The sequence below is a fragment of the Halobacillus faecis genome (genome assembly GCF_007991335.1).
In the GTDB taxonomy this organism is placed as follows: Bacteria; Bacillota; Bacilli; order Bacillales; family Halobacillaceae; genus Halobacillus; species Halobacillus faecis.
In genome coordinates, this window is the sequence record NZ_BJYD01000023.1 from 82,090 (window position 1) to 107,747 (window position 25,658).

The following is a 25,658-nucleotide window of genomic DNA, read 5'->3' on the forward strand; positions in this document are numbered from 1 at the left end:
TGCTTAAACTCATTTCTAGAGGTCATTGCTTTTTCTCGATGATTTTTAGTTTCAATTCTTTTAATTCAATCTCAAATTTTTCTTTTTCCTCCGGCGTTAACATTTGACTGCCATACCGTACTTTTTGATAAAGGAAGGTTGAGTCAATATCAAGTCCAATCCTATGAAACCAGTCCTCAAGTGATTCATTTGTAAATCTGCCCAATCCATTACGAGCGGCAAAACGTTCAAATGTGAGGAACTGTTTTCTTACCTGACCTTCTGCCCGCCACGACCTATGAAAAAGAAAAGAAGAAGATGACCTCCTGCCCTCCCCTTCCTCATACACATGATACTGATAGTTGAGAGGATTAGAGACGGTTTCCATATCCATGTTCGCTTTTTTTCTTAAAAAGAAAAGGATGACCAAGCCCAAAAGAAGTGCAACAACTATAAAGATGATGGTTCCTGTTTCAATTGCTTCTACTACTTTCTGGGTAGTTTCTTGAGTGCTATCATTCATTCGCTGCAGTTCTTCTTGTCTTTCTTGAGATGAAATCTCCATTCGCGGCAAAGAGCCCTCTTCCATAGGCTCTATTTTAGAAACATCCAGACCTATCTTTGCAAGGAGTGTCAAAATTCCGTTGACTCCTATGAGAAATGTGTATGAAATCCCACTCCAGAGTGTTCCAATCATTGAACGTAGATATGGAAAAAGAAGCAACAACACAGAGGTCCCCGTGATTATGGAGAGAAAGAGGACAAAAAGACTTATCCCGCCCCCTTTTCTTTCCCTTTTGCCTACGTTGTAATAATGGGAGAACGCATACCCTCCCCACGTTACAACATATAAGGAAATCAGTGCATAGACCACGTCCCAGGAATGGAAAAAGAAAATCATGATAAAAGCTATAATCGATGTGCACAAGATTAAGTATATTTCATGATTCAAATCAGGCTCTCTTTCATGACGATAATATCTCCATGCTAAAAATGACCCGACAATGAACCCTGGTAATATACCGCCTTCTACAAAATAGGCAGTCGCTATGACCCCTGCTAAACTAATCAGATAAGGAAAAAGGCCTGGCAACCACTTTTTTAATAGAAAAAACAGAGCGATACTAACGATCACATACGTGCTATACAGAACATAGGAAAGGGATTGGGACGTCCATTGAATCAAAGGGAAAAGAAGCACGAAGAAAAGCACCGCTTCCCCTAAGGTCTGATAAACAAAAGTGATATTCTTTTTACCTTCCACCATATTCAAGCACCCCCTCTTTGTAAAGCGGGGCGTAAATAGGCAGATGAATTATCCATCTGCACCTGAAGTACAACAATACCTTGTGATTGCCAGTCTCTGATCTTATCTAAAGTTCCATCAGGAATCTCTCCAACAATAAGAACAACTTTACTGTTTAAGCCGCGCGGTCCAAACCAGTGAAACAGTTGTTCCATAGGCAGCAGCCGATGTTGTTTATCAATGCGAGCCAGCATTTCCAGGGATTGTCGTAAATGAACGCTTCCCTCTCCTTTTTGTTGGTAAAAATACGGATTTCTTTGAGGTTTGCGCATATTAATGATCATCTCATATGGTTTACCGCGTTCTGTAGCCGTATAGCATAAATAGCATGCGTAGGATAATAATGACTCAAGGCGAGGAGACAAACGTTCATTTCCTAGTCTCGTTTGTTCCACTACGTTGACGATGATCGTCCAACTCCCATTCACCTCGCGCTCCAACACCTTCGTCTTCAAAGATTGTGATTTCGCACTCGCTTTCCAGTGAATTTTATGAAAAGCGTCCCCCTGTTCATAATCACGCGTACCGACAGGAGTTAGAACATCTTCATAGGGGGAAAAACTCGTGCGTTGTTCCCCGATGGACGGATGAATGTATTCTTTGACACCCCGAACAGGTTCCGGAGTCGGGTAAACAATAAACTCTGTTCGATACGGTTTTTTGTACCACATTTTTATAGGAGTGAAATTCAGTAAATGGGGAAATCGGAACGACATATTCTTTACTTTTGTTACCCCGCGTTTTTCAGCTCTCACTGGAATATGCACAACGGACTCCCCACGACTCACTAATGAAAAGGGCAATTTGTAAGAATAGGAATGGTTCAATTCGTTCATCATCTCACTGTTACTACTCACCGTTTTCCCTGTTTCAAAAGACAATGTTCCATTCAACATAGGCACCCGTGAATAATTGTTCACATGGAGCTTCCATTCAGCTTTATCCCCCGGAAACAATCGAATCGAACGTTTAACATTTTGCAGTTCAAAATCTGAACCACTGTAATGATCGAAAATCTTACTTCCAATTAAAAATATAAGGAGAAGACCTGTAGGAAAATAGAAAATCGGCTGGTTGACGATTACGCCCACTAATCCAGTGAGGATGACCGCGGCTAAAACCCTATCGTAAAACCTTCTTCCCAATCCCAGTTGTTTTTCCCAATGAGTCACTGGATCGAACCTGCTTCAACGGGAACAGGAACTTCCTGAATCACTTCGCGGGTCACCTGTTCTTTTGTTTTCCTTATTGCTCCCTCCATAGAAAGCACAATGCGGTGTTCTAACACATAAGGGGCTAAGGATTTCACATCCTCCGGGCGTACAAAATCATTCCCAGCTAGTAACGCCCGCGCCTGAGTCGCTCTCATAAAAGCGAGAGCTCCCCTGGTACTGACTCCCAACTCAATATCTTCACTTTTCCGCGTCAAACGAACGAGGTCCAAAAGATAGTTCATCGTATCTTCGGCTATGGCAATCTCTTTTGATTTTGCTCGAATTTCCAAGATTTCTTCTAATGAAATTTGTGGAGTCAAAGTATCAAAAGGTTCATTCTTTTGATACGTCCTTAAAATATTCTTCTCTTCCTGTTCTGTCGGGTATCCGAGATCGATTTTAAATAAAAACCGATCCAATTGGGCTTCAGGTAGAGGAAATGTGCCTTGGTTTCCCTCCACAGGGTTCTGAGTGGCTATCACAAAGAGTGGTGGGGCAATTTTCAATGTTTCCCCATCCACGGTCGTTTGTTTTTCTTCCATGACCTCAAGCAAACTGGATTGTGTCTTCGGAGTCGCCCGGTTGATTTCATCGGCAAGAAGGACATTGGTCATGACCGGCCCTTCACGCAATTCGAATTCTTGTGTTTTAGGGTTGAAGAATTGAATGCCTGTAACATCACTGGGAAGGACGTCTGGAGTGAATTGAACTCTTGAAAAATGACCATCCATCACTTTAGCGAAGCTTTTCGCTAATTTCGTCTTTCCAGAACCAGGCACACTTTCAAGAAGTGCGTGTCCATCTGCAATGATCGAGACAAACAGAAGCTCTACAACCTCATCTTTACCGAGTATGACTCGACCGATTGCCTCTTTCGCTTTTCTTATTTTTTCTATACTCATTATGTAAAAACTCCCTTGTACTAAATCTTCAGTTCCCCATTATACCAAAATATGTTAGACAACTCTCTCAATTCAGATGTTTCCAGTTTTAAGAAGGGTAGTGGGTGCTCAGCTGGGTGTGGGAGAAAGTAGCTCCCTATTTACAGGCTTTAAACTTATACATGCCTTCTCGGAAATGTGTATATGAAAAAACACTCAACAAAGTTGCTGAACGCGCCAACAAAAATCGTAAAATTTAATGTGTAGATCTTTATGTTTGCTCCAAGAACATAAAAGACCTGCTCAAAGAAGAGCAGGTCTTTAGTGCTATTATTCTTTTGTCCATTCATCGATAAGGTCTTGGTGCTCATCCACCCACTTTTGAGCCCCTTCCTGGGCATCGCCAGCTTCATTTATGCTAGCCATAAGACTGCCAAGCTCGTCATCATTTAACATAAAGTTGTCAAACCACTTGACCACTTGAGGTTGATCCTCTTCTAAACCTTTACGTGCAGCGTAAGAGATATTTTCGGAATCACCATAAACATTTTTAGGGTCTTCCAAGAACTTCAGGTCCATTTCAGAGAATACCCAGTGTGGCTTCCATAGGGTCGCGACAATAGGTTCTTCACTTTCCATGGAACTCTTCAACTCTGTAATCATCGTCGGCTCTGAGGATGCTGCAAGAGTATAATCCAAGTCATATTCGTTAATGACTTCTTCTGTCAGAGACATGATACTTGCCCCTGCATCAATCCCTACAATCTGCTTGTCAGGAAAGGCATCAGAACCTTTTAAATCTTCGATTGAATTCACATCTTCCATATAACTTGGTACCGCAAGTCCTAATTTTGTTCCTTCATACCAAGTTTCACGCCAGTCGATATCTTCTTTATATTTTTCATAAAACGCTTTGTCCGTGTTCGGAAGCCAGATTTCCATACCAATATCTAGATCCCCGCTAGATAAAGCTTCATATAGGAAACCTTTTTCTACTTGTTCCAGCTCTACAGTGTAGCCCTTCTCTTCAAGGACAAGTTTCCACATATTTGATACGGCAACATTCTCCGCCCAGTTGTTCATACCAATTCGGACGGTTCCTTTTTCTTCAGAAGTTTCGGCATTTTCGCCTTCGTTTTCGTTACCATTTGATGCATCTTCACCTGACTCGCCGCCACAAGCAGCTAAAGTTAAGAGAATTCCAAGCAATACAGCCGGTAACCATTTACGCCATTGTTTCATAACAAATGACCTCCTCTAAGTATTCATTGCATTATTATGTGATTCAGGACTTAAACACAATTTGAGATTATACCATAAAGAAATTTAAGTTAAAACAATTTAAACTGTACAAAATGTATTAATGCATGAATATTCCACACCAGGTCATCCATATAATGGATGACCTGGTGTGGTTTTATTTACCAATTATTGTTTTTTGTGCGCGCGGCGGTCTGCAGCTTCTGCTCTTTGTTGTGCGATTTTATCTTCGCGATCCGCTAATTCTTCAGAGAACTCTACATCAATGTTCTTCTGATTTTTAGGAGTTTGAGGTAACTTACGTTTTTGTTTTCCTTTGTTCTTACGGTGTTCGTCTCTACCCATGTTCATCCCCTCCTTTTTAATTGGAACAAGGATAGTATTTTTCGAATCAACAAAAATATTCTTTAGAATGGGCTCTAGTGTCTGAATAATTTGGTTCGAATGTTCACTTAGCGAAGGTATATACTACTCCCATCAAAAGAACTCAAAAATAGGAATTGGCACGATCAACAGGGCGATGGGAAAAAGTACCTCCATTCAAATTAATCCACCTACATTAGAGAAAATGTGGGTGGCTTCAATATATTAAAAAAGTGTTCCTATTGAATTTATGCAAACCGATTGTTGACTCTCCTTCACCTTTTTCCACTTGGAATAAACGGAAGTTGTTTCCATTAAATAAAAAGGAAAGAAAAACACCTCCAAGTGTAAGTTATATTACAACTTTGAAGGTGTTTTATTAGGTGACTCTATAATTCAGTGGAGTTTTCTGCTATTGCTGCATGAGTTGCTGTTCATACGTTTGTCTGCCACGAGTAATGGAGAAGTAAGCAGTGGCCAGTGCAATAAGCACAAAAAATCCTCCAACGGTTGCATTATGAATAACCGAAGTCTGCTCGATGACAATGCCACCGATAGAAGAACCAAAAGCAATCCCGAAATGCAGGGCAGAGTTGTTCAGGCTTTGCTGAATATCTGAAGTTTCAGGTGCTGAGGAAATCAGGTAATTTTGCTGTGCAGGTGTGACCGCCCAGCTTAATGCACTCCAAATCACCATCACCATTAAAAATAATGGGAGAGAGAACGTGACATGTGGAATCGTGAAAATAGCAACTGCAAAGACGAGAATAATCCCGAGAATACTTCTCTCAGACCCAAATTTATCTGATAAGAATCCTCCTACTCCTCCCCCCATAACGGCAGCAACGCCGAAGATGAAGTAAACGATACTCACCCAAGTCCCGTTCATCCCCATTTCTGACTTAAGAAATGGAGTCAGATAAGCATACAGAGCAAGGTGACCTGTTAAAAACAAAAATGAGGTCAGCTGTGCAGAGAAAATCTTTTTATCTTTCAACGTTCTCAATTGCTCCTTAATAGAAATAACGGGTTTCGGATCAATTTTCCCTAATGAAATCCAAACAGCCGCAAAAGAGAGCAGAGTCAGTACACTAATTAGTAAGAATGGTGCCCTCCATCCAAAGCTGTTCCCAATCGTCAACCCGATAGGTACTCCAAGAACAAGGGAACCACTGATTCCCATAAAAATGGTACCAATCGCTCTTCCTCTATATTCTTTAGTAACAATTGCAGAAGCAATCGTCACAGCCAGCACCACAAGCAATGATCCACTCGCGGCTGTTAATACCCTTGCCAACATGATTGTAGAGTAATTCGGACTCAAATAGGCGAGCATGTTTCCTAGAAAGAAAATAACCAACGTGACAAGCATCAATTTTTTTCGGTCAAACCGGGCGGTTGCTGTTAGTAAAATTGGTGATGCCACCGCAAATACTAAGGAAAAAATAGTGATCAATAGGCCTGCTTGACCAAGAGTAATACCAAGATCATCAGCAACTAGGTCTAAAATCCCGCCGATAATCAATTCAACGGTTCCGACAACAAACGCAACAAGTGCTAACAAATAAACTTTTTTATTCATGATTGCATGACCCTCTCTATTAGGTTACCACTACAATGGTAACCATTAGAGAAGGATAAAACAAGAGGAAATGTTTACGTTTTTCATTCCTCCATGTATTCTAAATTTAAAGCATTGATAAAAAACTTTTATTTCACTAGAGCTACCGATTATGGTGGACTCAGTTCAAAAATCACCGGACTTCGTTTACCTAGTTAAGCGGAGGAAAAGAGTGCTTGTGAGACCCTACAGGACGCAGCCCAACGCGTTCTAGCGGAAAGCGAGTCATTCCCACAGCCTCCTCCACACAACAAAAGTCTTGAAACTGAGCCTTCAGCAATCGTGCCATTATTTAAAATAAGGTTATTCTACAATTAATCTAAAATTGTTCACAAAAAGCGAGGTACATGATGTTACAGAAATTCGGATTCACTCAGTATGAAAGCCAAGTTTTTGAAGTTCTTACAGCAAGTGAAGAGCCTATGGATGCCACATCCATCGTCAAATATTCACAAGTTCCAAAATCAAAGATCTATGAAGTCCTGCAGCGCCTTGTAGAGAAAGGGCTAATTCTCACTTCTTTTCAAGAAAGAAAAAAACTTTACACCGCCCTTTCACTGGACACAACGATTGAAAAGCTGACGACTGAATTTCAATCCAACATAGATGAAATAAGAAATTCAACTTTTAAACTTCATGATTCGGATGAACGTGTGTGGACCATCCAAAATGATGCTTCCATCAACGCTTTATTAAAAGAGCGGATCCAAACCGCAACGGAGGAAATCCTCGTGACTGGATGGAGTGATGAATTGGCTCCCCTACTTCCCCTTCTGGAAGAAAAAAAGAAAGAGGGAATAAAAGTAGAGCTTCTTTCTGTCGGGGAACTGGATTCAGGAAAACTGCATGCCCATGTCCTCCTTCCCGATGAAAAACACGAAGCCCTCGAAAGGCACAAGCTTATGATCATTGATCACGAGGAGATTTTATTTGCCGGTGTGGAGGGTGATGCCTTCCAAGGCATTCATACTTTATCCAAGCCATTAGTGAAGTTCTTTACTGAATTCTTCTATCATGATGTCGCTTTGACTGAAATTACGAAGAAATACGAAGGAATACTCATGGCCGATGAAGAAATCAAGGACATTTTAATGAAATTAAGGTACTGATTTTCCATCAAAAAAAGGCATCCAATAAGGACGCCTTTTTTCTATACCTTTTCTACCACATAGGCTTTCTTTTCACGAAAATACTTTTCTCCATCTTCAGAGGAATGTTCAAAAAAACCTTCGAATGAATCGACCACTTTATACTCCCTTTCAGGTTCTGTGAATAGTTGTGAATCGTTGTTAGAAAGAACAAGCACATCTGTTGTGGATACAAAACTGTCTAACTCTTTTGCCTTGTAATTTTTACCGACTTCTACATCGCTTAAACGATATTGTGTCATGATTACATTCCACCTTTCTAGTTCAGGGTTTTCCCAGAAAAATGGATGACCAAACAACACAATCGTCTAAATCGGCAGCAGCCTTTTGCGATACAAACGTATGATAAATTCTATAAAAAATCGAGGGAATTTTTTCGGGACATAACGGCGCTGATAAAAGGTTTCATACGCTTTTTTCAAATCACGCCAATGCGGACAATCAAACTCCTGTGTAAAGCGAACCACATCAATCACTTTCACTTCACCATCGGTAGTAAGCAGGATATTCTTTAAATGAGTATCAGAAGGGTTGAAACCTAACCGGCACGCAAACTCAAGCGCCTCGTCTACACGTCGGACCATCTCTTCTGTAATGGCAACTCCACTGACGAGACAGTCATAAAAAGTGATGCCTTCCACGTACTGCATCGTCAAATAACCTTCTCCTTTTTCATGAAAAGCTGGAAAAAACTCATGGTTGTTCAACTTTTCATAAACTTCCCCTTCAATATGGGCGAGGTCCTCGTAACCTGGATAAAAAATCTTAACCGCTATGTCTGTCCCCTTCAATCGGTAGACCACGGCACTTCTTCCCTGACCAATCCACTTTAATTCTTGAGGGACGACGATGGGACGATCCCCATCGAACTGTACTTTTCCAACCAAATCTTTGATATTCCCCATAAAGATTCTCCTCTATGAAAAAGCCGTTTTATTTATATCATTATACCAAAATTATCAGAAAAAGAAGCGTATTTTTGTTTGACATTGATAATCATTATCAATTATTATTGTTTTAACACCTTGAAAGGAGAATGGCTATGGAGAATACCTTAACCGTTCTACAAACGTTCACATATGAAAAAGGCAACCAAGATTGTACATGTTATGAAATCATTGAGTTTGTCCAAGGCGATCACCTTCACATCCTCGAAGACCCCTTTTATGTAGATCATGCAGGCTGGTATATTGCTGTCAGAAAAAATGATGCTGACCCTTTTTATATGTCCATCCCTTTTATTGATGAAAAGTATGAAGACCGTTCCCTCTATACAGAAATGGACCTTGAATTAGCGATCCTTGTGCATCAGCACCAAATCGATCAGTCCCTTGTCTATAAGAATAAATCGGATTTCCTTTACCATAAAAAAGAACTTGATCGTTTAAAGATGATGCATCCAAGAGATATGTTAGCTAATCAGCTTTAAGCGTTTCCCAAATAAGTTACGATATTGAGAAAAAGAGGCGCCGGACAGCGCCTCTTACTTTTGACTTTGTTCCATTTGTTGTTGAGCTCTGCGAATTAATTCTTTTACCATCCGCCCGCCGATCTGACCGCCGATTCTACCTGCATCCCTTGTAGACAAATCACCATTGTTGCCTTTTTTCAAGGGGATTCCCTGTTCCTCTGCCACTTCATATTTCGTTTGATCTGGAGAGGATGACTGAAGGAGTTCAGCTTTCATTTGATCGAGCCCTACTCTTGCTTCCGGAACAAGCAGTTTATTTTTTCGAGCCATCCTCAGTCACGCTGCTTTCCTTTTTTGATATCCTCACCCTTATGGCTGATCAACTGTCCGTTTTCATCCACTTCATCAATCTTTGCGTCGTACGTACCTTCAGTGAGCGTGTCGGATACCTGCTCCTGTGTAATGGATAAGCCCTGTGAACTGAAGTCGTCCGTGTTTTGTCTAGGATTACGCCGGGGGTTATTTTGTTTTTGTTTCATACATAACTCCTCCTTTGCGCTTAGCTTTTGCATGTTTGAACAACCCATTCGTTGTAAGCTTTTGCCTGTTGAAAAGATGGATAAAAACCGAGCATCATTCCAAAATAAGCAATAGGAGGTGTGCTTATGAGTAAGAAAAGTAACGCATTCAAAAGAAATGCCGGCAATACGGTAAACCCACAGGGACTTTCTGAAGATGTCGCCGATCAGCAACCTCGCTCTCAGTTAGAACAAAAAGCAAAAAAAGCGAATGCTAAACGCTAAAAAGCTGACATTTACTTGTCAGCTTTTTTTGATAAGAACGGTTGAATGGTTTCCAACGCATGATTGTCATCATAATTCTGATAAATGGTTTGTGAAAGCCGGACAGGATCTCCGAAGAAAAATCGTTCGTAAAGCGTTTGTCTTGAACCAAAACTGCTCATCGTCAAATCCCAGGCTAACCGAAAAAGGGAAACTCGATCTTTCCCGCTCACATCGACCCCTTGCAAAAAATGGTCAAGTTGCTTTCCGACCTCTCCTTCAAAATCCGCCTTTTGTGGAATTGACATCATCCCGCTTGCACCAAGGATTTGAAGGATCTCAGCAAATCTCGGATAGGATTCTTGGTATTGATTTACAGCCACATATAGCGGTTGCTTTGCAGGAACCATAATCCCTGAAGCATCAACAGACGCTTCCTGTTCGGACTTGATGGCAAGGGCCTTCATAACTTCCAACCCTTTGACTATTTCCACTACTTTACTTTGAACATGTTGATAATCACCGATTTGAATGGTGTCCACAATTCCCTGAGCGATTCCTAAGAGAAATTCAGTCTTAATGATCTGTCTTGAAACAATTTGATGTAGCGTAAAAGGAACAAATTTCCCCTGCACATACAGACGGGTCGCTGCTCGGATATTGTCGTGGATGAAGACACGCTCCCATGGAACGAGTACATCATCAAAAATGACGATCGTGTCCATCTCTTCAAATCGTGAGGATAAAGGATAATCATAAGATGGACCAGGGTTGGCGAACGATTCTCTACATATAAACTTTAACCCTTTCGTATCGCTCGGAATAGAAAAGCAGTAGGCGTGCGCATTATCCTGTGCACCAGGGGCGGAAAAGACAATGATCTCATCCGTTATTCCTCCTTGTGTTGCCAGAAGCTTAGCTCCTTTAATAATCAAACCTTTGTCGGTCCGGTCCATGATCCGAGCATTGGTGACATCCTCTTCTAAAAAAGCTAACTTTGAACGGTTACTTTGAGGGTTAACAAATGTATGGGTGAACGATAAATCATTCTCTCGAGCATATTCATAAAATTGCAAAAGCCGTTCAGGGTAACAATTCGCTTCTCCGTCCAAAACATCAATGGATGCGGCAAAGGCAGCGAGTACGGTGTTCATGTAATCCGGGCTTCTCCCCATCACTCCACCAGAATGAAGAGCCCACCGTTGAATCATCTTCCTCCTTCTTTCTAAATCCCCTTTCGTTCTTGGAATTAAGTAAGACAGCCCCAAACGGTTCCCTGTCGTTTCCGAGGAAAAAGTCATATCATCTTGATTATCATATTGAAGATCGTAGAGTTCCGACTGGCTGCTGATGATCCCTTTAAAAGCAGGGTGTTCAGAAATCTTTCCCGTCACTTTATCACCGGCCACCCACACTTCTGCGTGTATCGCGTCAATCCGTTTTATATAATCTTTTCCTGAAATCACCGGCATGATATCACTCCTGATTTTCGCAATCACTGAAAATAACTGATATCATACCATATTAATTTGGCGGGGAATTGTGCTTTATAGACAAGAAAAAGAAACGCCTGGAGGGCTCACACTCCCGACGTTTCTCACTCATTCATTGGATCCAGTTAGGAAGAAGGGCTAACGGTTTCCGTGTTGAATTGTTCGGTTTCTGTGGACCCTTTCAATGCAGTTGTAGAAGATGTTCCACCTGAGATCACTTGAGCGACTTCATCAAAATATCCTGTTCCAACCTCACGCTGATGTCGTGTCGCTGAATATCCATGAATTTCGCTCGAAAACTCTGCCTGCTGTAGTTCTGAATAAGCTTCCATACCACGATCTTTATACTGACGAGCAAGTTCAAACATGCCGTGGTTCAAGGCATGGAACCCTGCCAATGTGACAAATTGGAACTTGTATCCCATTTTTCCTAATTCCCGCTGGAAGTTTGCAATTGTTTCATCATCCAGCTTCTTCTTCCAGTTGAAAGAAGGAGAGCAGTTATAAGCCAATAGCTTCCCTGGGTATTGTTCGTGAATGGCTTCTGCAAAACGACGGGCCTCATCCAGGTTAGGCTCCGATGTTTCACACCAAACAAGATCAGCATATGGCGCATAAGCCAAACCACGTGCAATCGCCTGATCCAATCCAGACCTCGTTTTGAAGAAACCTTCAGCCGTTCTCTCACCAGTAATGAATGACGCATCATATGGGTCGACGTCGCTCGTAATCAGATCCGCTGCATTCGCATCGGTTCTTGCAATGATAATCGTCGGTGTCCCCATAACATCCGCAGCAAACCTTGCGGAAATCAAATTTCGAACCGCCGTCTGTGTCGGCAAAAGGACTTTTCCTCCAAGGTGACCACATTTTTTCTCCGAAGAAAGCTGATCTTCAAAGTGAACGGCTGCAGCCCCCGCTTCAATCATTCCTTTCATCAACTCAAACACATTCAACTGCCCACCAAAACCAGCTTCGGCGTCTGCCACAATAGGCGCAAACCAGTCGATATCGTCTTTGCCTTCCATATGGTGAATTTGATCCGCTCTTTGCAAAGCTTGATTTATCCTTTTCACCACTTGCGGTACACTGTTAGCCGGGTACAAACTTTGATCAGGATACATGTGCCCTGAAAGGTTGGCATCAGCCGCCACTTGCCAGCCACTCAAATAGATAGCCTTCAGTCCCGCTTTCACCTGCTGCATCGCTTGGTTCCCTGTCAAAGCACCTAACGCGTGGACATAATCTTCCTCGTTCATTAACTTCCAGAGCTTTTCAGCACCTTTTTCCGCTAAGGTATGTTGAATATCCATGGATCCTCTTAACCGAATGACCTCTTCGGCTTCATATGGTCTTTGCACCCCGCTCCATCGACTCTCATCCTGCCATTGGTGACGCAACTTTTCTATACGCTCATTCATTATGAAATCCCCCTTAAGATAAATGGTTATAAGCTTCTAAAGTTAAAAACTCAGCAAACTCATCGTTTCGAATCAGTTGGTCAAACAACTGAGCGGCTTCCATATAGGAACCTTTTTCAAAAGCACTCTCTCCAACTTCCCAGCGTATCGCTTCCATCTCTTCTTCTTTTAACGATGCGTAAAGCTCGATCGTGATCTCCCGGCCATCTTTTAAGATGCCTTTCGGATGTCTAATCCACTGCCATACTTGGGCTCTCGAGATTTCAGCAGTTGCCGCATCCTCCATCAAATGATGGATCGGTGCTGCACCTCTGCCATCCAGCCACGATGCCATATATTGAATACCAACATTAATATTTGTTCTTAAGCCCTGCTCTGTAATAGATCCTTCAGGTACTTCGAGCAATTGTTCTGCACGGTAAGAGACGGTCGCTTGATCTTTTTGAATTTGGTTTTCATCACGCATATGTTTGTTAAAGATATCCATCGCTGTCTCTACCATGGCCGGGTGGGCGACCCACGTCCCATCATGCCCATCTTTCACTTCCCGCTCCTTATCTGCACGTACCTTTTCAAAAGCAGCGTCGTTTTTCTCTTTATCATTTTTCACTGGTATTTGCGCCGCCATCCCGCCCATAGCATGAGCGTTTCGCTTGTGACAGGTTTGAATCGTTAACCTCGAATAAGCTCTCATAAATGGAACAGTCATCGTCACATCTGCACGGTCAGGCAGTAAAAAGTTTTCATCATGACGGAATTTTTTCAAGTAGCTGAAAATATAATCCCAGCGGCCACAGTTTAATCCAGCGGAATGATTCCTTAATTCATAAAGGATTTCATCCATCTCAAATGCAGCTAAAATCGTTTCAATCAAGACAGTCGCTTTCACTGTACCTTGTGGGATGTTCAGATAGTCTTGAGCAAAAACAAACACATCGTTCCACAACTTCGCCTCTCGATGATTTTCAAGCTTCGGTAAGTAAAAATACGGCCCTGAACCATTTTCTATAAGTTTTTTTGCATTATGGAAAAAGTAGAGACCAAAGTCCACGAGACTACCTGAGAGCCGTTCCTGATTGTATGTCATATGCTTTTCATCTAAATGCCATCCACGTGGACGTACTTTGAGTACAGCGGTCTTTTCGTTTAACTCATATACTTTCCCGTTTCGATTTTCAAAACGAATGTCTCTTCGAATCGCATCTCTCAAATTAATCTGGCCGTGAATCGTATTCAACCAGGTCGGAGAATTCGCATCCTCAAAGTCAGCCATGAATACCTTCGCCCCGGAATTCAGGCCATTGATCACCATTTTCCGATCCACAGGCCCTGTAATCTCCACCCGACGATCTTTAAGATCGTCAGGTATGGATGATATCGTCCAGTCAGAATTCCTGATATGTTCTGTTTCTTTTAAGAAATCAGGCCGCTCTCCTTGATCGATTATCTTTTGGGTCTCGATCCGATCTGCAAGTAACTGTTTTCTTTTATCATTGAATTTTTCATGCAATTGAACGATAAAGGATAATGCCTCGTCTGTTAAAATCTCTGCAAATCCGTCGTGCATCGTTCCATGAATTTGTATTCCAGACAATTTGGTTTCCATTGAATCGCCACCTCTGTTGTATACTAATAAGAAATAAAAACCACTGATATATAACAGTTAACCCAAAAAATTATTCGTCTTTTTTGGAAAGGCAACGATCACATTCCATCATGTAATTGTAAGTATGACCTTCGATTTTAGAACCACACTGCGGACAAGGGACATTTTGTTGTTTTTTCATTTTAGCTCCTCCTTTGTTATAACAGAACTTATTTTGTTTATCTGTTATGGTACAGTTTACTGTGAGAACCACAAAATTGCAACCGTTTTCTGAAAGTTTTTTAAATTTAGGCATTTGCCGGATACAAAAAAGGCGCTGTCATAAGGGTTCAGCGCCTTCTTTATCATTGAATTTCCTTTTGTTTGATCCCTAAAAAAGGTCATTCACACTGTTTTGTCTAAATAAACTGTTTTAATACAGTTGGGATTTCCTCATTTTTTCTCATCAAGAAGCTCGATGAACTTCTCCAACGAGGGAGATAACCACTTCTTTTGGTGATGAATGACTTGGATATAAAAAGTCAATTCTTCATGATCAAAATCCAAGACAGAAAGACTCCCATTCTCAATTTCCTTGTCTACTGTCATTTCCGGAAGCATTGCAATCCCCAGTTCGTCAATCACACATTGCTTGATTGCTTCAAGACTTGTAAATGAAATCACAGAGCGGGGTTGGACTGCACGTTTTTTTAAAAGTCTCTCCAGCATATTTCTATAGGAGCAATCTTTTTCTGTCAGAATGAGTGTTTCATCCTCTATACATCGCAAGTCTATTCCGTTCTCACCAACAAGCGGGTGCTCCTTAGCAGCAACCATGACCAATCTTTCTTTTCGGAGAAGGTAAGTTTTCAAATGAGGATGTTTCACTTCTTCATCCAGAACCACAGCGAGGTCATAATGGCTTTCTAACACACCCTCCTTGAGATTTGGACAGAGTCCGGATTCTAACTGAATTCGTAAGTCAGGATTTTGTTCTTTAAAGGCTTTCAATGATTTGGAAATGAAATAAGCCGCTAAGGATTCGACAGCTCCGATTCTCACTGTTCCTCGCATTTGAACACGATCTGAAAGCTTTGTTTCCGCTTCTTCCATTAAATCGATAACCTGATCGACATAATAGAGGAGCTGTTCGCCAGACTGGGTTAAACGCATGATCTGTCCAGCACGCTCAAAAAGCCTCACCCCATAGTAATCTTCGAGTTTCTTTATTTGTGTCGTCACACTGGACTGGGCATAACCAAGCTCTATCCCCGTACGGGTATAGCTCCCCCACTTAGCCACTTCTTTAAATGTATAAAAATAGGATAGATCCATAAGCACACCTCAATCATTTTTTACAATAGTTATTATCGATAAGTATAGATAACAATGATGTCATGTTCAATGATATACTCTTTCTAAAAGCAAAGGAGGCAGCATTGAATGAAAATATTGACCATTTTAGGGAGTTCTAGAGAAAACGGCAATTCTGAATACCTTGTCAAACAAGCAATGGAAGGAATTGAGCATACACAATTACGCCTTAGTGATTATAAAATACACCCGATAACTGATATGCGCCATACGGATGAAGGCTTTTCACCTGTCGATGATGATTATGAAGCCGTTCTAGCTGAGTTTTTAGCTCATGATCTTATCATTTTTGCCACTCCTATTTACTGGTTTGGAATGACTTCCCACATGAAATTGTTCTTCGACCGCTGGTCTCAATATATGCGTGATGACCGTTATAATTTTAAAGAGCAAGTGCGCGGAAAGAAAGCCTATGTCATTACTACAGGCGGAAGTAATCCTTATGTCACCGGATTGCCTTTGATCCAGCAGTTCGGCCATATTTTTGATTTTGTAGGGATGACATTCGAAGATTATGTGATAGGGAATGCGGTCAAACCTGGAGAAATTAAAAATGATTTTCTTGCTTTAGATAAAATGAAGGCTTGGAATAATACCTTCAAAAAATAAACGAACAAATGTTCTTGTTTTATCTTTATCTAAGATATACAATGGTTATGTGGATAAATAAAATTCCAAAAGGAGTGTTCCCTGTAATGAAGCATCAAGCGACCCCTTATTTTACTTTTAACGGTAAGGCAAAAGAAGCACTGGACTATTATAAGCAAGTCTTTCATGGCGAGATTCTCAATCTTCAAACCTTTGGAGAAGCAGATTTTGAAACTCCAAAGGAAATGGACGAGCGCGTCATGCATGCACAATTCAAAAAAGATGCCTTATTCTTTATGGTCTCCGATTCATTTACAGAACAAAGCGTTACTGCCGGTAGCAATATTGCCCTCGTATTAGAATGTGAAAGTTCCGATGAGATCCAAACTTATTACGACTGTTTAAAAGATGGTGGAAATGTAGTGATGGAACTACAGGATACTTTTTGGGGCGCTTTATATGCGAAAGTGAAAGACCCTTTCGGAATAACTTGGGATTTAAATTACACAAAAGAACAATAAATAAAGCGGCTCATTTCTGAGCCGCTTCTCTCAATCTAAATGGATAGTACAATTAAATCGCTCACAATACCATTGTTCGTCTCTAAGATGAACTTCAGATAAAGAAGTGTTTTTCATATGTTCATCCCTAACATTTTCACTATCCAGCTCTCTCAATAAATGACTGATCAAAGCACCATGACTAACAACGATGACTTTTTTCCCTTCGTGTCTTTTTAAAACATCCTCCATAAACGACATCCCTCTTAAAACTACACTCTCAGGGGTTTCCATGCCTAAGTCCAAAGCCCGCCAGTCTTTGCCCCATTTTTCGATTCTCTCAATTTCTGTCGTACCTTCAATCTGACCACCACTCGCTTCTTCTATTCGAGAGTCAAATTGGATGGGCAATCCTACTTTTTCACTGATGAATTCTGCTGTCTGCTTGGCCCTCTTCAAAGGACTTGAATAAAGCACATCCCATGTTTCCTTATGTAAGCGTTCAGCCAATTTCCGAGCATCCGCCATGCCCTCTTCATCTAAAGGAATATCAGAGCTTCCCTGCGCCCTTTTTTCTTTATTCCATGGTGTACTGCCATGTCTAATCAATGCAACCTTCGTCATTATTGCTCCACCTCCCTCCTTCTTTTTCTACAACAAGATGTTCATATCCTTTAAATACATATCGTACATAAAGGCAGGATTGTTGAAGACTCTGTTTCGAGACGTTTGTTGAGTAGATGGAGCTACGGGAAATGAGTCGCTTTCCTTGGGAGAAGGAGATAGGCGAGATCCCGCAGGACACAGTCCCAGGAAGCTCGGCGCTCCCCCACAGGAAAGTGTTCTAATGCGGTATCGCCCTGGTAGACATGACTGGGCGATGGAGCTGGACGAGTAGCTTCCCAGCCACCCTAACGCTCAACCTGAGTAACGAACCCCTAAAACATCTCGAAACTGATTCTTCACGTAAAGAGGACTTTCGTGGAAGATTATTGTGTGGTAAATAAAAAAGCCCGGAGCGGAACCCGGGCTTTTCAGGAGGCATATGCTTTTATTCATTCAGATCCAAATCAGTTACGGCACCTTTGGAAGAGGAAGACACGAGTCTCGCGTACTTCGCTAGGACACCTCTCTTATGCTTAGGTTCTGGGCGTTTCCATTCACGTTTTCTGCGCTCATATTCTTCATCACTAACTTCAAAGTTAATTTGCTGTGTATCACTATCAATCGTGATGGTATCCCCTTCTTGAAGCAGCCCAATCGGACCTCCAACGACTGCTTCCGGCGCGACATGACCAATTACGAAGCCGTGTGATCCACCTGAGAAACGACCATCCGTAAGCAGGGCGACCTTTCCACCCAGTCCTTTTCCTACGATCATAGCTGTAATGGAAAGCATTTCTGGCATGCCAGGTCCTCCTTTTGGACCTACGTTTCGTACAACGAGAACATCCCCTTCTTTAATTTCATCGTTGACGATGGCTTCCGTCGCTTCATCTTCACTGTTGTAGACACGGGCAGGTCCTTCAAAGCGGCTGATTGTCTGTCCGGACATTTTAGCTACAGCGCCTTCTGGAGCCAGGTTTCCTTTCAGAACGACGAGTGGTCCTTTTTCTTTAATTGGCTGGTCAAACGGAACAATGACCTTCTGGCCCTCTTTGAGAGAAGGGACTTCTGCCAGGTTTTCAGCGACCGTCTTCCCAGTGACCGTAAGGCAGTCTCCGTGTAATAAACCTTCTTCAAGGAGCAATTTCATAACAGCCGGTACGCCGCCACTTTCATACAAGTCCTGCATCACGTATTTTCCACTCGGCTTCATATCAGCAATGTGAGGAACTTCCTGTCTGATACGCTCAAAGTCATCAAGATCAAGGTCCACTCCTGCAGAATGGGCCATGGCAAGGAGGTGAAGGAACGCATTTGTGGATCCACCTAAGGCCATAACAACAGTGATGGCATTTTCAAATGCTTCCTTTGTCATGATATCGCGAGGGTAAATCTCTTTTTCGAGCAGCTCGATGACAAGCTCACCCGCCTGTTTACATTCTGTTTCTTTATAATCGTTAACTGCTGGTGTAGAGGAAGACCCGGGAATACTCATCCCTAACGCTTCTACAGCTGAAGCCATTGTATTCGCTGTGTACATCCCACCACAAGCACCCGCTCCAGGACATGCATGACATTCAACTCTGTGCAGCTGTTCATCATCAATTTGTCCTTCATGGTACTTTCCTACAGCTTCAAAGGACGAAACAATATCGATATCCTCTCCATCCAACTTTCCTGGTTGTATCGTTCCTCCATAAACGTACACGGAAGGAATGTTCAAACGGCCAATGGATATTAAACAGCCTGGCGTTGTTTTGTCGCAGCCTCCAATCGCCACCAGACCATCCAATCGTTCAGCATTTGTAACCGTTTCGATGGAATCCGCAATCACTTCACGACTTGGAAGGGAATAAAACATGCCCTCATGCCCCATTGCAATCCCATCAGCTACTGTAATCGTATTGAAGATCATCGGTGCTCCACCATTTTCACCAGCTCCACTTTTCGCTTCTTGTGCAAGCTTATCGATATGTACATTACAAGGAGTAACCTCACTCCATGTACTCGCAATTCCAATCATCGGTTTTTTGAAATCTTCATCTGTAAATCCAACAGCTCTCAACATCGAGCGGTTCGGGACTCGATTGACGCCTTCACTGATGTCTTTACTTCTTATTCTTAGATCTTTTTTCGTTTTCTCCATCCCTAACACCCCTTTTTAAATGGTCGAATCATTTCGTAAATGAAATAACTTACCATGATGATACTAACAAGTAAGGAGCATAGCAATGATTTTTCTGAATATAATAAACATTCCCTACAATTAAAACGCTTTCATTAAGAGAAAAAAATGAAAAAAAAGGCCTGCCAAAAAAGCAGACCTTGATTTATAGGGGGAATCTTATACATTTGCAGGTTCAAATGTTTTACAATCCGTTTCTTCACTGTGACTCGCTTTTTTACCTTTGTGACTGACAACGAAAATCTCATCCGCTCCGCAGGAAATTCCGTCATTGTTATGAACACAGTTTCGGACTTCACATTTTACATCCAGCGCCATCCTCTAACACCTCCCTATAGCGGTTATTTTCTACTGATCAGGCTTTGAATATTCGTGTCAGTCCTCCCCATCAAGGTCTAGTGTAAAATCCTTACACAACGACCCCAACGATTTGTGATAGAATAGGAAGCGTGATTATAAAAAGCCAAAATGAACTTTTCCTCCGGTATTTCATAAATTGTATTAAAAGAAATCGCTGGAAAAACTGATTGAGGTCCAATCAGAATATAATCAACTTATAATAGGACTGGTGTTTATGAATAAGAAGCAAGAGATCTATAATAAATTGTTGGAGCTTGTGAAAGAGGAAAATGTGAAAGTGGATGAAATGTTGAAAGACCACTTGTACACAAAACTTGGCGGAAAAGCCGACTTTTTTATTACTCCAACATCTTACGAAGAAATTCAGAGTGTTGTTAAGCTTTCGAATGAAGACAATATCCCTTTCACTTTGCTTGGAAATGGATCGAACTTAATTATTAAAGACGGCGGCATTCGCGGAATCGTCATCAACTTAAAGCATCTGGATACCATTTATTCTGAAGGCAACACCGTGGTCGCCCAAAGCGGTGCCCGTATCATCGATGCCTCTCGTTATGCTCTTGATAAGAATTTATCTGGATTAGAGTTTGCCTGCGGAATCCCTGGCACAGTCGGGGGAGCGTTATACATGAATGCAGGTGCTTATGGTGGAGAGATCAAAGATGTTCTTGATTACGCATACGTGGTAGATAAACATGGAAATCTCGTAAAGCGCCTTGCATCTGAACTTGATCTTGATTATCGAACAAGTAACATCCCTGACAATGGTGATATTGTAGTGGAGGCTACCTTCCATCTGAAACCGGCCCAACATGAAGATATAAAAGAAGTGATGGACGACTTGACGTACAAGCGTGAATCTAAACAACCGCTTGAATATCCTTCCTGTGGAAGTGTGTTTAAACGACCTCCAGGATATTTCGCTGGAAAGCTGATTCAAGATAGTGATCTTCAAGGGACCAATATCGGTGGTGCAGAAGTATCGAAAAAACATGCCGGGTTTATCATTAACAAAGATAATGCAACGACATCTGATTACATCTCTTTGATTGAGCACGTTCAAAAAACGGTAAAAGAAAAATTCGGGGTCGACTTGGAAAGAGAAGTACGAATCATTGGTGATGATCAAGACTAAAAAAAGAGCCTGCGCGCTGCGCAGGCTCTTTTTTCTCCATCTAAGCTTCTTGTTCTCGTAGTGGTTCCTTAATAGGCACCTTTGGAATAAGTCAATTCATAACTATGGGTGTAGATTTCAAAAACATTGCCGAAGGGATCTTCAACATAAACCATCTTATATGGTTTTTTGCCAGGGTAATATTCACGTATAGGCATGCGTTGTTTCCCACCCATTGCCTTCACTTTCTCGACAACGTCTTCAATATTCGGGTCTTGAATACAGAAATGGAAGATGCCTGTTTTCCAATATTCGAAGTTATTTTCCGGCTCTTCCTGATGTGGGAATTCAAAAAGCTCAATGCCTATCTTATCACCTGTTGATAGGTGAGCAATTCTAAATGTCTCCCAATCATTGCCGAAAACATCCCGGCACATCTGACCGACTGGTGTATCATCATTATGGACGTCTGATGGCTCCATAATGACATACCATCCGAATAATTCGGTATAAAACTCAATCGCTTTTTCTAAATTTGGTACGGACAGACCGATATGTGAAAAACTTCTTGGATATGGATACATCATTAAAAACTCCTTCTTTATGATTTAATTTTCGCTACGATTTTACCTTTCACATGGCGTTCGGACAGACGCTCAAGAGCCTGAGGAACCTCCTCCAATGAAATGGTCTCTTCAAGTAGAGAAGAAAGTTTACCATCCCCCATCATCTCAAGCATCTCATCCCCGATAACAGCAAGGTCTTTTTGGGACTCTACATCCGCTCTATGTGCCGCTGCAAGGGCAATTTCATGGTACGAAACAACGGTAGTAAAGGGTTTTACTTTAGTGAAATCAGGAGCACCAGCGATATATACCAAATGGCCCATAAAGGCAAGGAAGTCCAATGATGCGGTAGCATTGTCACGGCTTACTGCGTCAACGACTGCATCGACACCTTTACCTTCGGTGATTTCTTTAACTCTTTGGTGAACATCTTCATTACGATAATCAATAACGAAGTCTGCGCCTAACTGGCGGACATGATCGTGATTATGAGCAGAAGCTGTGCTAATAACCGTCTTTCCTGCAGCTTTTGCAAGTTGTATACCGAAACCTCCGACACCTCCTGCTCCCGCGTGAATCAAAATGGTTTCGACTTGATCCAACGGAAGCTTACGGTGGATTGCCTGGTAAGCCGTGTAACCAGCTGTCGGTAATGCAGCCGCCTCTTCAAAACTGATTTCATCTGGAATCCGTGAGATCGTATGGGCTGTGGTTACAGCATATTGTGCATAAGCCCCTCTTTTAAACAAATCACCATGGTAGACCACACGATCGCCCTTCTTCCACTCACTCACACCCTCTCCAACCTCGGCAATTGCACCTGCAGCATCCAGACCGAGGATATGAGGATACGTCCAATTGGGGTTACCATTCGTTGCGGTTTTATAATCGACAGGGTTCAATCCAGCCGCATGTACCTCAATGAGAACTTCTCCTTTTTGAGGGTGAGGCTTTTCTACTTCCTGCAGTTTCATTTCTTTCCATTGATTTTCACCTTTTAATAGCAGAGCTTTCATCCGTCTTCATCTCCTCTTTAAACAGTTTCCTTCAACAAGTGAAACGATATACTATATACTAACGAGTGTTAAAGACAGAAACAAGAAGGCACTTTTCAGTAACTGAGTTACTAAAGGGTAACCTATCCATGGTTAGAAATGAGGGAAACACAATGAAAGAACTGCAATCAGAATACCAGTGTGCCATCAATTTAGTGATTGATTTAATCGGGGGAAAATGGAAAGTCTTATTACTCTGGCATTTGAATGAAGGGGACAAGAGGTTCAATGAATTGAGGAGAACCATTCCAGAGATCACTAAAAAAATGCTCACACAACAATTAAGAGAACTTGAGGGACATGGACTCGTGAAGCGGACAGTTTTTGAGGAGGTTCCTCCAAGGGTGGTGTACTCTACAACCGACTTCGGACACAGGCTTCAACCTGTTCTTTATGGAATGTGTCAATGGGGAGATGACTACGCAGAAAAAGAAGGGATTCAAATGAACAGTTGTTGGACAGGCCGGGATTTTATGAAAAATAAAAGCGACCTTTCATAAGGTCGCTTTCTTTGTTAGGACATCCATTTGGGTGGCGTGTTTTTTTCCCAATAAATCTCGCCAAGTTCATGGTGTTTCATGAAGTTATCCTCTTGCAGGTGATAATGGAAGTTAAACCAGTACCCTTCGCCAGGACGCTTATCTCTTCTCACGTGGAAACGAGCAATTTCTTCGTCTGTATGTTTGTTTTTGATATTAAAAATTCTTTCACCGTATCCTGGAGACGGATCTTCAGTAATTTCATAATACGGAACTTCGTTCTCATCCGCAGATGTAAGGATCTCTTCCATGACCTCTTCGATCTTCGGAAAAATCGTTTTAGTCATATCTTCATCTACTTTTTCAATAATTCGCGGCCCCATCTTTGCAAGGGTCTGTGTTTTCGCTTGCTCCGTTATGGTTTCAATCCAATCATCTGTCGTCAGAGGCGCTACAGATGCAGGCGGACTTATATCGAGTTCTTCAGTATCAGTGGAAAGGGATGACTCTTCCACATGCCGATCGGACAGCTCATTCTTATCAGCTGCATCGGTGTCGATCTGCATCGGTGGTACGTAAAGACCTAAAGTCATGACAGATATAAGTACAACAAATACTTTTCTCATTAGCGGCTTCATTTCAGACAATCTCCCTTTGCTTCAGGCTGTCTTCATTTTACCACTTTCACAGAGGTTGTCCATAAGCAAAAAGAAACCGTTTCCATCACCTCAATTCTTAACCCTTTATGGAATAGTCATTAGCGGCTCGCTCTCTCCTAATTGCCAAAATTCCAGCCACCTTCCATCCTATGTTAAGACCCAAACATTTTCATTAAATACCTCTTATTTCCGCTATATTCACATAAAACTCTCCCTTCTTTTTTCGTTTACCATGTGGTTTTCTTTCCCTGTACATGAATCCAAAAAATAAGGAAAACTTAAAGATGTAAAAGGAGGAGGAAGGATTATGAACCCAAACCAAGGACAAAATCAAAACCAGCAAGGGCAGCAAATGCCCCAAAACATGATGAATCAGAACCATGGTGGCCACGAGTTATTTGATGCACATGAAGTTATCGCAAGCTTAATCAATATGCTCGATCAGTACCAGATGTATGCTCAGCATATCCAGGACCCTGAGCTTCAAAGCATACAGCAGCGCCAACATGCGTTTGTGACGCAGATGTACAATACAATTGTACAGAGTTTCAGTACCGGACAGGATCCAACTCAAGCGACACAACAATATAAAATGCAGCAAAGCAATGAAGTCGTGTACGGCATCAAACCCGGGCAACCGAAGAAACCGAACCAGTCTGTCAGTGAACTTGCAGATAACGGCCTTTCCGCCTATATGTTAGGACAAACAAAAACACTCGCCACTTTATTGTCCATGACAGCTCTGGAAATGACGAACCCTGTCCTGCGCCGTGTCATTGCAGATAGTGTTCCAAACTTCATTGAGATGAGTTATGAGATTTTCCTTTATCAGAACAAGCATGGATACTACCAGGTCCCACAATTACAGCAACAAGATATGAACCAAATGTTGCAAAGCTATACAACCGCTCCACAAGGCAACATGCCACACTAAATAAAAAGGACGCCTGTTTTTCCACAGGCGTCCTTTTTTATATACTCTTGATTTGTAATTTTGTTAATACAAAAAGCATCCTTTTAATATAGTATAGGGACAAGCACCTATAAAGGAGGTCCTTCGCCTTGCTATTCAGTTATATTCTGCTTGGCTTATCATTATCCGCTCCGATCGGTCCCATCAACGCCGCCCAGTTGGACAAGGGGATCCGGTATGGCTTTTGGCATGCCTGGCTTGTCGGTGTGGGAGCGATGTGCGCGGATGCCTTGTTCATGCTGATGATCTACTTTGGACTGGCTCAATACGTAGAGCTCCCTCTTGTGAAAACATTCCTTTGGTCTTTTGGAGCTTTTGTATTGATCTATACTGGCATTGAAAGCATGACAGCCTCCCATACGGAAGAAACGAATCGGTCTTATTCATCGTCAAAAATGAAATCCTTCCGTACAGGATTTTTGATGGCTTTATCAAATCCATTGAATATTCTTTTCTGGATCGGTATTTATGGTTCCATTCTCGCTCAGATTTCTTCTCAATATGAACACACTCAATTGCTTATCTACAGCGGGGGCATCTTTATTGGAATCATGTTATGGGATTTTACAATGGCTGGAGCAGCATCAGGAGCTAGAAGGTGGATGACGGCGAAGCTGTTAAGAGGAGTTTCCGTACTTTCAGGCCTATTGCTGATCGGTTTCGGTGTTTATTTTGGATATCAGGCAGTCAAGATGTTTGTTGGGTAGACAGTCACCTATATGTGCTCTCTCCAAT

The 25,658-nt window shown here is 41.9% G+C and carries 30 protein-coding genes; 9 read left to right on the forward strand and 21 right to left on the reverse strand.

Going from position 1 to position 25,658, the window contains the following annotated elements; translation table 11 throughout:
• Positions 1-22: 22 nt before the first annotated feature.
• The 6 genes from HFA01_RS12620 to HFA01_RS12645 all read right to left on the reverse strand — a co-directional run bounded on the left by HFA01_RS12620 (position 23) and on the right by HFA01_RS12645 (position 6,585).
• Positions 23-1,246 carry a hypothetical protein gene (locus HFA01_RS12620; RefSeq protein ID WP_146816750.1) on the reverse strand — a complete coding sequence of 408 codons (1,224 nt, stop codon included), beginning with the start codon at positions 1,244-1,246 and terminating at the stop codon, positions 23-25.
• A 2-nt stretch (positions 1,247-1,248) separates the two neighbouring features.
• Positions 1,249-2,457 carry a DUF58 domain-containing protein gene (locus tag HFA01_RS12625; protein ID WP_146816752.1) on the reverse strand — a complete coding sequence of 403 codons (1,209 nt, stop codon included), beginning with the start codon at positions 2,455-2,457 and terminating at the stop codon, positions 1,249-1,251.
• Positions 2,454-3,401, reverse strand: a complete 948-nt coding sequence (locus HFA01_RS12630) for an AAA family ATPase (RefSeq protein ID WP_146816754.1) — start codon at positions 3,399-3,401, stop codon at positions 2,454-2,456. The genes HFA01_RS12625 and HFA01_RS12630 overlap by 4 nt, the downstream gene beginning before the upstream one ends.
• A gap of 309 nt (positions 3,402-3,710) precedes the next feature.
• Positions 3,711-4,622 carry a glycine betaine ABC transporter substrate-binding protein gene (locus HFA01_RS12635; protein WP_146816756.1) on the reverse strand — a complete coding sequence of 304 codons (912 nt, stop codon included), beginning with the start codon at positions 4,620-4,622 and terminating at the stop codon, positions 3,711-3,713.
• A 186-nt stretch (positions 4,623-4,808) separates the two neighbouring features.
• Entirely contained in the window at positions 4,809-4,985 is a 177-nt protein-coding gene (locus tag HFA01_RS12640; RefSeq protein ID WP_089654190.1) for a YfhD family protein, read from the reverse strand.
• A 430-nt stretch (positions 4,986-5,415) separates the two neighbouring features.
• Positions 5,416-6,585, reverse strand: a complete 1,170-nt coding sequence (locus tag HFA01_RS12645; RefSeq protein ID WP_146816758.1) for an MFS transporter — start codon at positions 6,583-6,585, stop codon at positions 5,416-5,418.
• A 389-nt stretch (positions 6,586-6,974) separates the two neighbouring features.
• Between HFA01_RS12645 and HFA01_RS12650 the strand changes: the two genes are divergently transcribed.
• A complete protein-coding gene (locus HFA01_RS12650; protein WP_146816901.1) occupies positions 6,975-7,733 on the forward strand; it encodes a TrmB family transcriptional regulator in 759 nt (252 codons plus the stop codon).
• Positions 7,734-7,774: 41 nt separating this feature from the next.
• On the opposite strand, the gene HFA01_RS12655 is transcribed toward HFA01_RS12650, so the two are convergent.
• Both HFA01_RS12655 and HFA01_RS12660 read right to left on the reverse strand, forming a co-directional pair.
• Positions 7,775-8,014 carry a hypothetical protein gene (locus HFA01_RS12655; RefSeq protein ID WP_146816760.1) on the reverse strand — a complete coding sequence of 80 codons (240 nt, stop codon included), beginning with the start codon at positions 8,012-8,014 and terminating at the stop codon, positions 7,775-7,777.
• A gap of 66 nt (positions 8,015-8,080) precedes the next feature.
• On the reverse strand, positions 8,081-8,677 hold the full coding sequence (locus tag HFA01_RS12660) for a serine/threonine-protein kinase (protein ID WP_146816762.1): 597 nt from the start codon (positions 8,675-8,677) through the stop codon (positions 8,081-8,083).
• 137 nt (positions 8,678-8,814) lie between these two features.
• Between HFA01_RS12660 and HFA01_RS12665 the strand changes: the two genes are divergently transcribed.
• The gene (locus HFA01_RS12665; protein WP_146816764.1) at positions 8,815-9,201 is read left to right on the forward strand and encodes a hypothetical protein; all 387 of its coding nucleotides are present in this window, start codon (positions 8,815-8,817) and stop codon (positions 9,199-9,201) included.
• 54 nt (positions 9,202-9,255) lie between these two features.
• On the opposite strand, the gene HFA01_RS12670 is transcribed toward HFA01_RS12665, so the two are convergent.
• Complete coding sequence (locus HFA01_RS12670; protein ID WP_146816766.1) at positions 9,256-9,513, reverse strand: alpha/beta-type small acid-soluble spore protein; 258 nt, start codon at positions 9,511-9,513, stop codon at positions 9,256-9,258.
• Positions 9,514-9,515: 2 nt separating this feature from the next.
• Positions 9,516-9,722, reverse strand: a complete 207-nt coding sequence (locus HFA01_RS12675; protein ID WP_146816768.1) for a YozQ family protein — start codon at positions 9,720-9,722, stop codon at positions 9,516-9,518.
• Positions 9,723-9,848: 126 nt separating this feature from the next.
• On the opposite strand from HFA01_RS12675, the gene HFA01_RS18930 reads away from it, so the two are divergent.
• Positions 9,849-9,986: a hypothetical protein gene (locus tag HFA01_RS18930; protein WP_167356006.1), complete on the forward strand. Its 138-nt coding sequence runs from the start codon at positions 9,849-9,851 to the stop codon at positions 9,984-9,986.
• An 11-nt stretch (positions 9,987-9,997) separates the two neighbouring features.
• Here the strand turns inward: HFA01_RS18930 and hpaB are convergent, their stop codons facing one another.
• The 5 genes from hpaB to HFA01_RS12700 form a co-directional block, all read right to left on the reverse strand.
• Positions 9,998-11,437, reverse strand: a complete 1,440-nt coding sequence (gene hpaB, locus HFA01_RS12680) for a 4-hydroxyphenylacetate 3-monooxygenase, oxygenase component (RefSeq protein WP_146816770.1) — start codon at positions 11,435-11,437, stop codon at positions 9,998-10,000.
• A gap of 146 nt (positions 11,438-11,583) precedes the next feature.
• On the reverse strand, positions 11,584-12,879 hold the full coding sequence (gene aceA / locus HFA01_RS12685; protein ID WP_371860336.1) for an isocitrate lyase: 1,296 nt from the start codon (positions 12,877-12,879) through the stop codon (positions 11,584-11,586).
• Positions 12,880-12,892: 13 nt separating this feature from the next.
• On the reverse strand, positions 12,893-14,485 hold the full coding sequence (gene aceB, locus HFA01_RS12690; RefSeq protein ID WP_146816775.1) for a malate synthase A: 1,593 nt from the start codon (positions 14,483-14,485) through the stop codon (positions 12,893-12,895).
• Between the two features lie 70 nt (positions 14,486-14,555).
• A complete protein-coding gene (locus HFA01_RS12695) occupies positions 14,556-14,666 on the reverse strand; it encodes a YhfH family protein (protein ID WP_115822687.1) in 111 nt (36 codons plus the stop codon).
• Positions 14,667-14,917: 251 nt separating this feature from the next.
• Positions 14,918-15,799 carry a LysR family transcriptional regulator gene (locus HFA01_RS12700; RefSeq protein ID WP_146816777.1) on the reverse strand — a complete coding sequence of 294 codons (882 nt, stop codon included), beginning with the start codon at positions 15,797-15,799 and terminating at the stop codon, positions 14,918-14,920.
• A 114-nt stretch (positions 15,800-15,913) separates the two neighbouring features.
• Here HFA01_RS12700 and HFA01_RS12705 point away from each other — a divergent pair, with 114 nt between their 5' ends.
• Both HFA01_RS12705 and HFA01_RS12710 read left to right on the forward strand, forming a co-directional pair.
• Complete coding sequence (locus tag HFA01_RS12705; RefSeq protein ID WP_174787829.1) at positions 15,914-16,447, forward strand: flavodoxin family protein; 534 nt, start codon at positions 15,914-15,916, stop codon at positions 16,445-16,447.
• Between the two features lie 86 nt (positions 16,448-16,533).
• Positions 16,534-16,947 carry a VOC family protein gene (locus HFA01_RS12710; protein WP_146816781.1) on the forward strand — a complete coding sequence of 138 codons (414 nt, stop codon included), beginning with the start codon at positions 16,534-16,536 and terminating at the stop codon, positions 16,945-16,947.
• A gap of 30 nt (positions 16,948-16,977) precedes the next feature.
• Here the strand turns inward: HFA01_RS12710 and HFA01_RS12715 are convergent, their stop codons facing one another.
• The 3 genes from HFA01_RS12715 to HFA01_RS12725 form a co-directional block, all read right to left on the reverse strand.
• A complete protein-coding gene (locus HFA01_RS12715) occupies positions 16,978-17,550 on the reverse strand; it encodes a histidine phosphatase family protein (protein WP_146816783.1) in 573 nt (190 codons plus the stop codon).
• Between the two features lie 427 nt (positions 17,551-17,977).
• Positions 17,978-19,678: a dihydroxy-acid dehydratase gene (ilvD, locus tag HFA01_RS12720; RefSeq protein ID WP_146816785.1), complete on the reverse strand. Its 1,701-nt coding sequence runs from the start codon at positions 19,676-19,678 to the stop codon at positions 17,978-17,980.
• Between the two features lie 198 nt (positions 19,679-19,876).
• The gene (locus HFA01_RS12725; protein WP_089651397.1) at positions 19,877-20,035 is read right to left on the reverse strand and encodes a DUF1540 domain-containing protein; all 159 of its coding nucleotides are present in this window, start codon (positions 20,033-20,035) and stop codon (positions 19,877-19,879) included.
• Positions 20,036-20,291: 256 nt separating this feature from the next.
• Here HFA01_RS12725 and murB point away from each other — a divergent pair, with 256 nt between their 5' ends.
• On the forward strand, positions 20,292-21,212 hold the full coding sequence (gene murB / locus HFA01_RS12730; protein ID WP_146816787.1) for a UDP-N-acetylmuramate dehydrogenase: 921 nt from the start codon (positions 20,292-20,294) through the stop codon (positions 21,210-21,212).
• A 68-nt stretch (positions 21,213-21,280) separates the two neighbouring features.
• Here murB and HFA01_RS12735 read toward each other — a convergent pair whose 3' ends face one another.
• The gene (locus HFA01_RS12735) at positions 21,281-21,775 is read right to left on the reverse strand and encodes a lactoylglutathione lyase family protein (protein WP_146816789.1); all 495 of its coding nucleotides are present in this window, start codon (positions 21,773-21,775) and stop codon (positions 21,281-21,283) included.
• Between the two features lie 17 nt (positions 21,776-21,792).
• Positions 21,793-22,773, reverse strand: coding sequence for a zinc-binding dehydrogenase (locus tag HFA01_RS12740; RefSeq protein WP_146816791.1), 981 nt, complete (start codon positions 22,771-22,773; stop codon positions 21,793-21,795).
• 152 nt (positions 22,774-22,925) lie between these two features.
• On the opposite strand from HFA01_RS12740, the gene HFA01_RS12745 reads away from it, so the two are divergent.
• Entirely contained in the window at positions 22,926-23,312 is a 387-nt protein-coding gene (locus HFA01_RS12745; protein WP_146816793.1) for a winged helix-turn-helix transcriptional regulator, read from the forward strand.
• A 14-nt stretch (positions 23,313-23,326) separates the two neighbouring features.
• Here the strand turns inward: HFA01_RS12745 and HFA01_RS12750 are convergent, their stop codons facing one another.
• The gene (locus HFA01_RS12750) at positions 23,327-23,929 is read right to left on the reverse strand and encodes a YpjP family protein (RefSeq protein WP_146816795.1); all 603 of its coding nucleotides are present in this window, start codon (positions 23,927-23,929) and stop codon (positions 23,327-23,329) included.
• A gap of 328 nt (positions 23,930-24,257) precedes the next feature.
• Between HFA01_RS12750 and HFA01_RS12755 the strand changes: the two genes are divergently transcribed.
• Both HFA01_RS12755 and HFA01_RS12760 read left to right on the forward strand, forming a co-directional pair.
• Positions 24,258-24,884, forward strand: a complete 627-nt coding sequence (locus HFA01_RS12755) for a spore coat protein (RefSeq protein WP_146816797.1) — start codon at positions 24,258-24,260, stop codon at positions 24,882-24,884.
• A 128-nt stretch (positions 24,885-25,012) separates the two neighbouring features.
• Complete coding sequence (locus tag HFA01_RS12760; RefSeq protein WP_146816799.1) at positions 25,013-25,630, forward strand: LysE family translocator; 618 nt, start codon at positions 25,013-25,015, stop codon at positions 25,628-25,630.
• Positions 25,631-25,658: the final 28 nt, after the last annotated feature.

Bases quoted from the DNA above. Each gene is read 5' to 3' on its own strand.
- hpaB (WP_146816770.1), bottom strand. From the start codon at position 11,437: ATGCCGGTGATTTCAGGAAAAGATTATATAAAACGGATTGACGCGATA.
- HFA01_RS12660 (WP_146816762.1), bottom strand. From the start codon at position 8,677: ATGGGGAATATCAAAGATTTGGTTGGAAAAGTACAGTTCGATGGGGAT.
- HFA01_RS12745 (WP_146816793.1), top strand. From the start codon at position 22,926: ATGAAAGAACTGCAATCAGAATACCAGTGTGCCATCAATTTAGTGATT.
- HFA01_RS12695 (WP_115822687.1), bottom strand. From the start codon at position 14,666: ATGAAAAAACAACAAAATGTCCCTTGTCCGCAGTGTGGTTCTAAAATC.
- HFA01_RS12650 (WP_146816901.1), top strand. From the start codon at position 6,975: ATGTTACAGAAATTCGGATTCACTCAGTATGAAAGCCAAGTTTTTGAA.
- HFA01_RS12710 (WP_146816781.1), top strand. From the start codon at position 16,534: ATGAAGCATCAAGCGACCCCTTATTTTACTTTTAACGGTAAGGCAAAA.
- HFA01_RS12675 (WP_146816768.1), bottom strand. From the start codon at position 9,722: ATGAAACAAAAACAAAATAACCCCCGGCGTAATCCTAGACAAAACACG.
- HFA01_RS12750 (WP_146816795.1), bottom strand. From the start codon at position 23,929: ATGAAGCCGCTAATGAGAAAAGTATTTGTTGTACTTATATCTGTCATG.
- HFA01_RS12655 (WP_146816760.1), bottom strand. From the start codon at position 8,014: ATGACACAATATCGTTTAAGCGATGTAGAAGTCGGTAAAAATTACAAG.
- HFA01_RS12665 (WP_146816764.1), top strand. From the start codon at position 8,815: ATGGAGAATACCTTAACCGTTCTACAAACGTTCACATATGAAAAAGGC.
- HFA01_RS18930 (WP_167356006.1), top strand. From the start codon at position 9,849: ATGAGTAAGAAAAGTAACGCATTCAAAAGAAATGCCGGCAATACGGTA.
- aceB (WP_146816775.1), bottom strand. From the start codon at position 14,485: ATGGAAACCAAATTGTCTGGAATACAAATTCATGGAACGATGCACGAC.
- HFA01_RS12740 (WP_146816791.1), bottom strand. From the start codon at position 22,773: ATGAAAGCTCTGCTATTAAAAGGTGAAAATCAATGGAAAGAAATGAAA.
- ilvD (WP_146816785.1), bottom strand. From the start codon at position 19,678: ATGGAGAAAACGAAAAAAGATCTAAGAATAAGAAGTAAAGACATCAGT.
- HFA01_RS12640 (WP_089654190.1), bottom strand. From the start codon at position 4,985: ATGGGTAGAGACGAACACCGTAAGAACAAAGGAAAACAAAAACGTAAG.
- HFA01_RS12715 (WP_146816783.1), bottom strand. From the start codon at position 17,550: ATGACGAAGGTTGCATTGATTAGACATGGCAGTACACCATGGAATAAA.
- HFA01_RS12630 (WP_146816754.1), bottom strand. From the start codon at position 3,401: ATGAGTATAGAAAAAATAAGAAAAGCGAAAGAGGCAATCGGTCGAGTC.
- aceA (WP_371860336.1), bottom strand. From the start codon at position 12,879: ATGAATGAGCGTATAGAAAAGTTGCGTCACCAATGGCAGGATGAGAGT.
- HFA01_RS12700 (WP_146816777.1), bottom strand. From the start codon at position 15,799: ATGGATCTATCCTATTTTTATACATTTAAAGAAGTGGCTAAGTGGGGG.
- HFA01_RS12635 (WP_146816756.1), bottom strand. From the start codon at position 4,622: ATGAAACAATGGCGTAAATGGTTACCGGCTGTATTGCTTGGAATTCTC.
- murB (WP_146816787.1), top strand. From the start codon at position 20,292: ATGAATAAGAAGCAAGAGATCTATAATAAATTGTTGGAGCTTGTGAAA.
- HFA01_RS12735 (WP_146816789.1), bottom strand. From the start codon at position 21,775: ATGTATCCATATCCAAGAAGTTTTTCACATATCGGTCTGTCCGTACCA.
- HFA01_RS12645 (WP_146816758.1), bottom strand. From the start codon at position 6,585: ATGAATAAAAAAGTTTATTTGTTAGCACTTGTTGCGTTTGTTGTCGGA.
- HFA01_RS12670 (WP_146816766.1), bottom strand. From the start codon at position 9,513: ATGGCTCGAAAAAATAAACTGCTTGTTCCGGAAGCAAGAGTAGGGCTC.
- HFA01_RS12725 (WP_089651397.1), bottom strand. From the start codon at position 20,035: ATGGCGCTGGATGTAAAATGTGAAGTCCGAAACTGTGTTCATAACAAT.
- HFA01_RS12620 (WP_146816750.1), bottom strand. From the start codon at position 1,246: ATGGTGGAAGGTAAAAAGAATATCACTTTTGTTTATCAGACCTTAGGG.
- HFA01_RS12755 (WP_146816797.1), top strand. From the start codon at position 24,258: ATGAACCCAAACCAAGGACAAAATCAAAACCAGCAAGGGCAGCAAATG.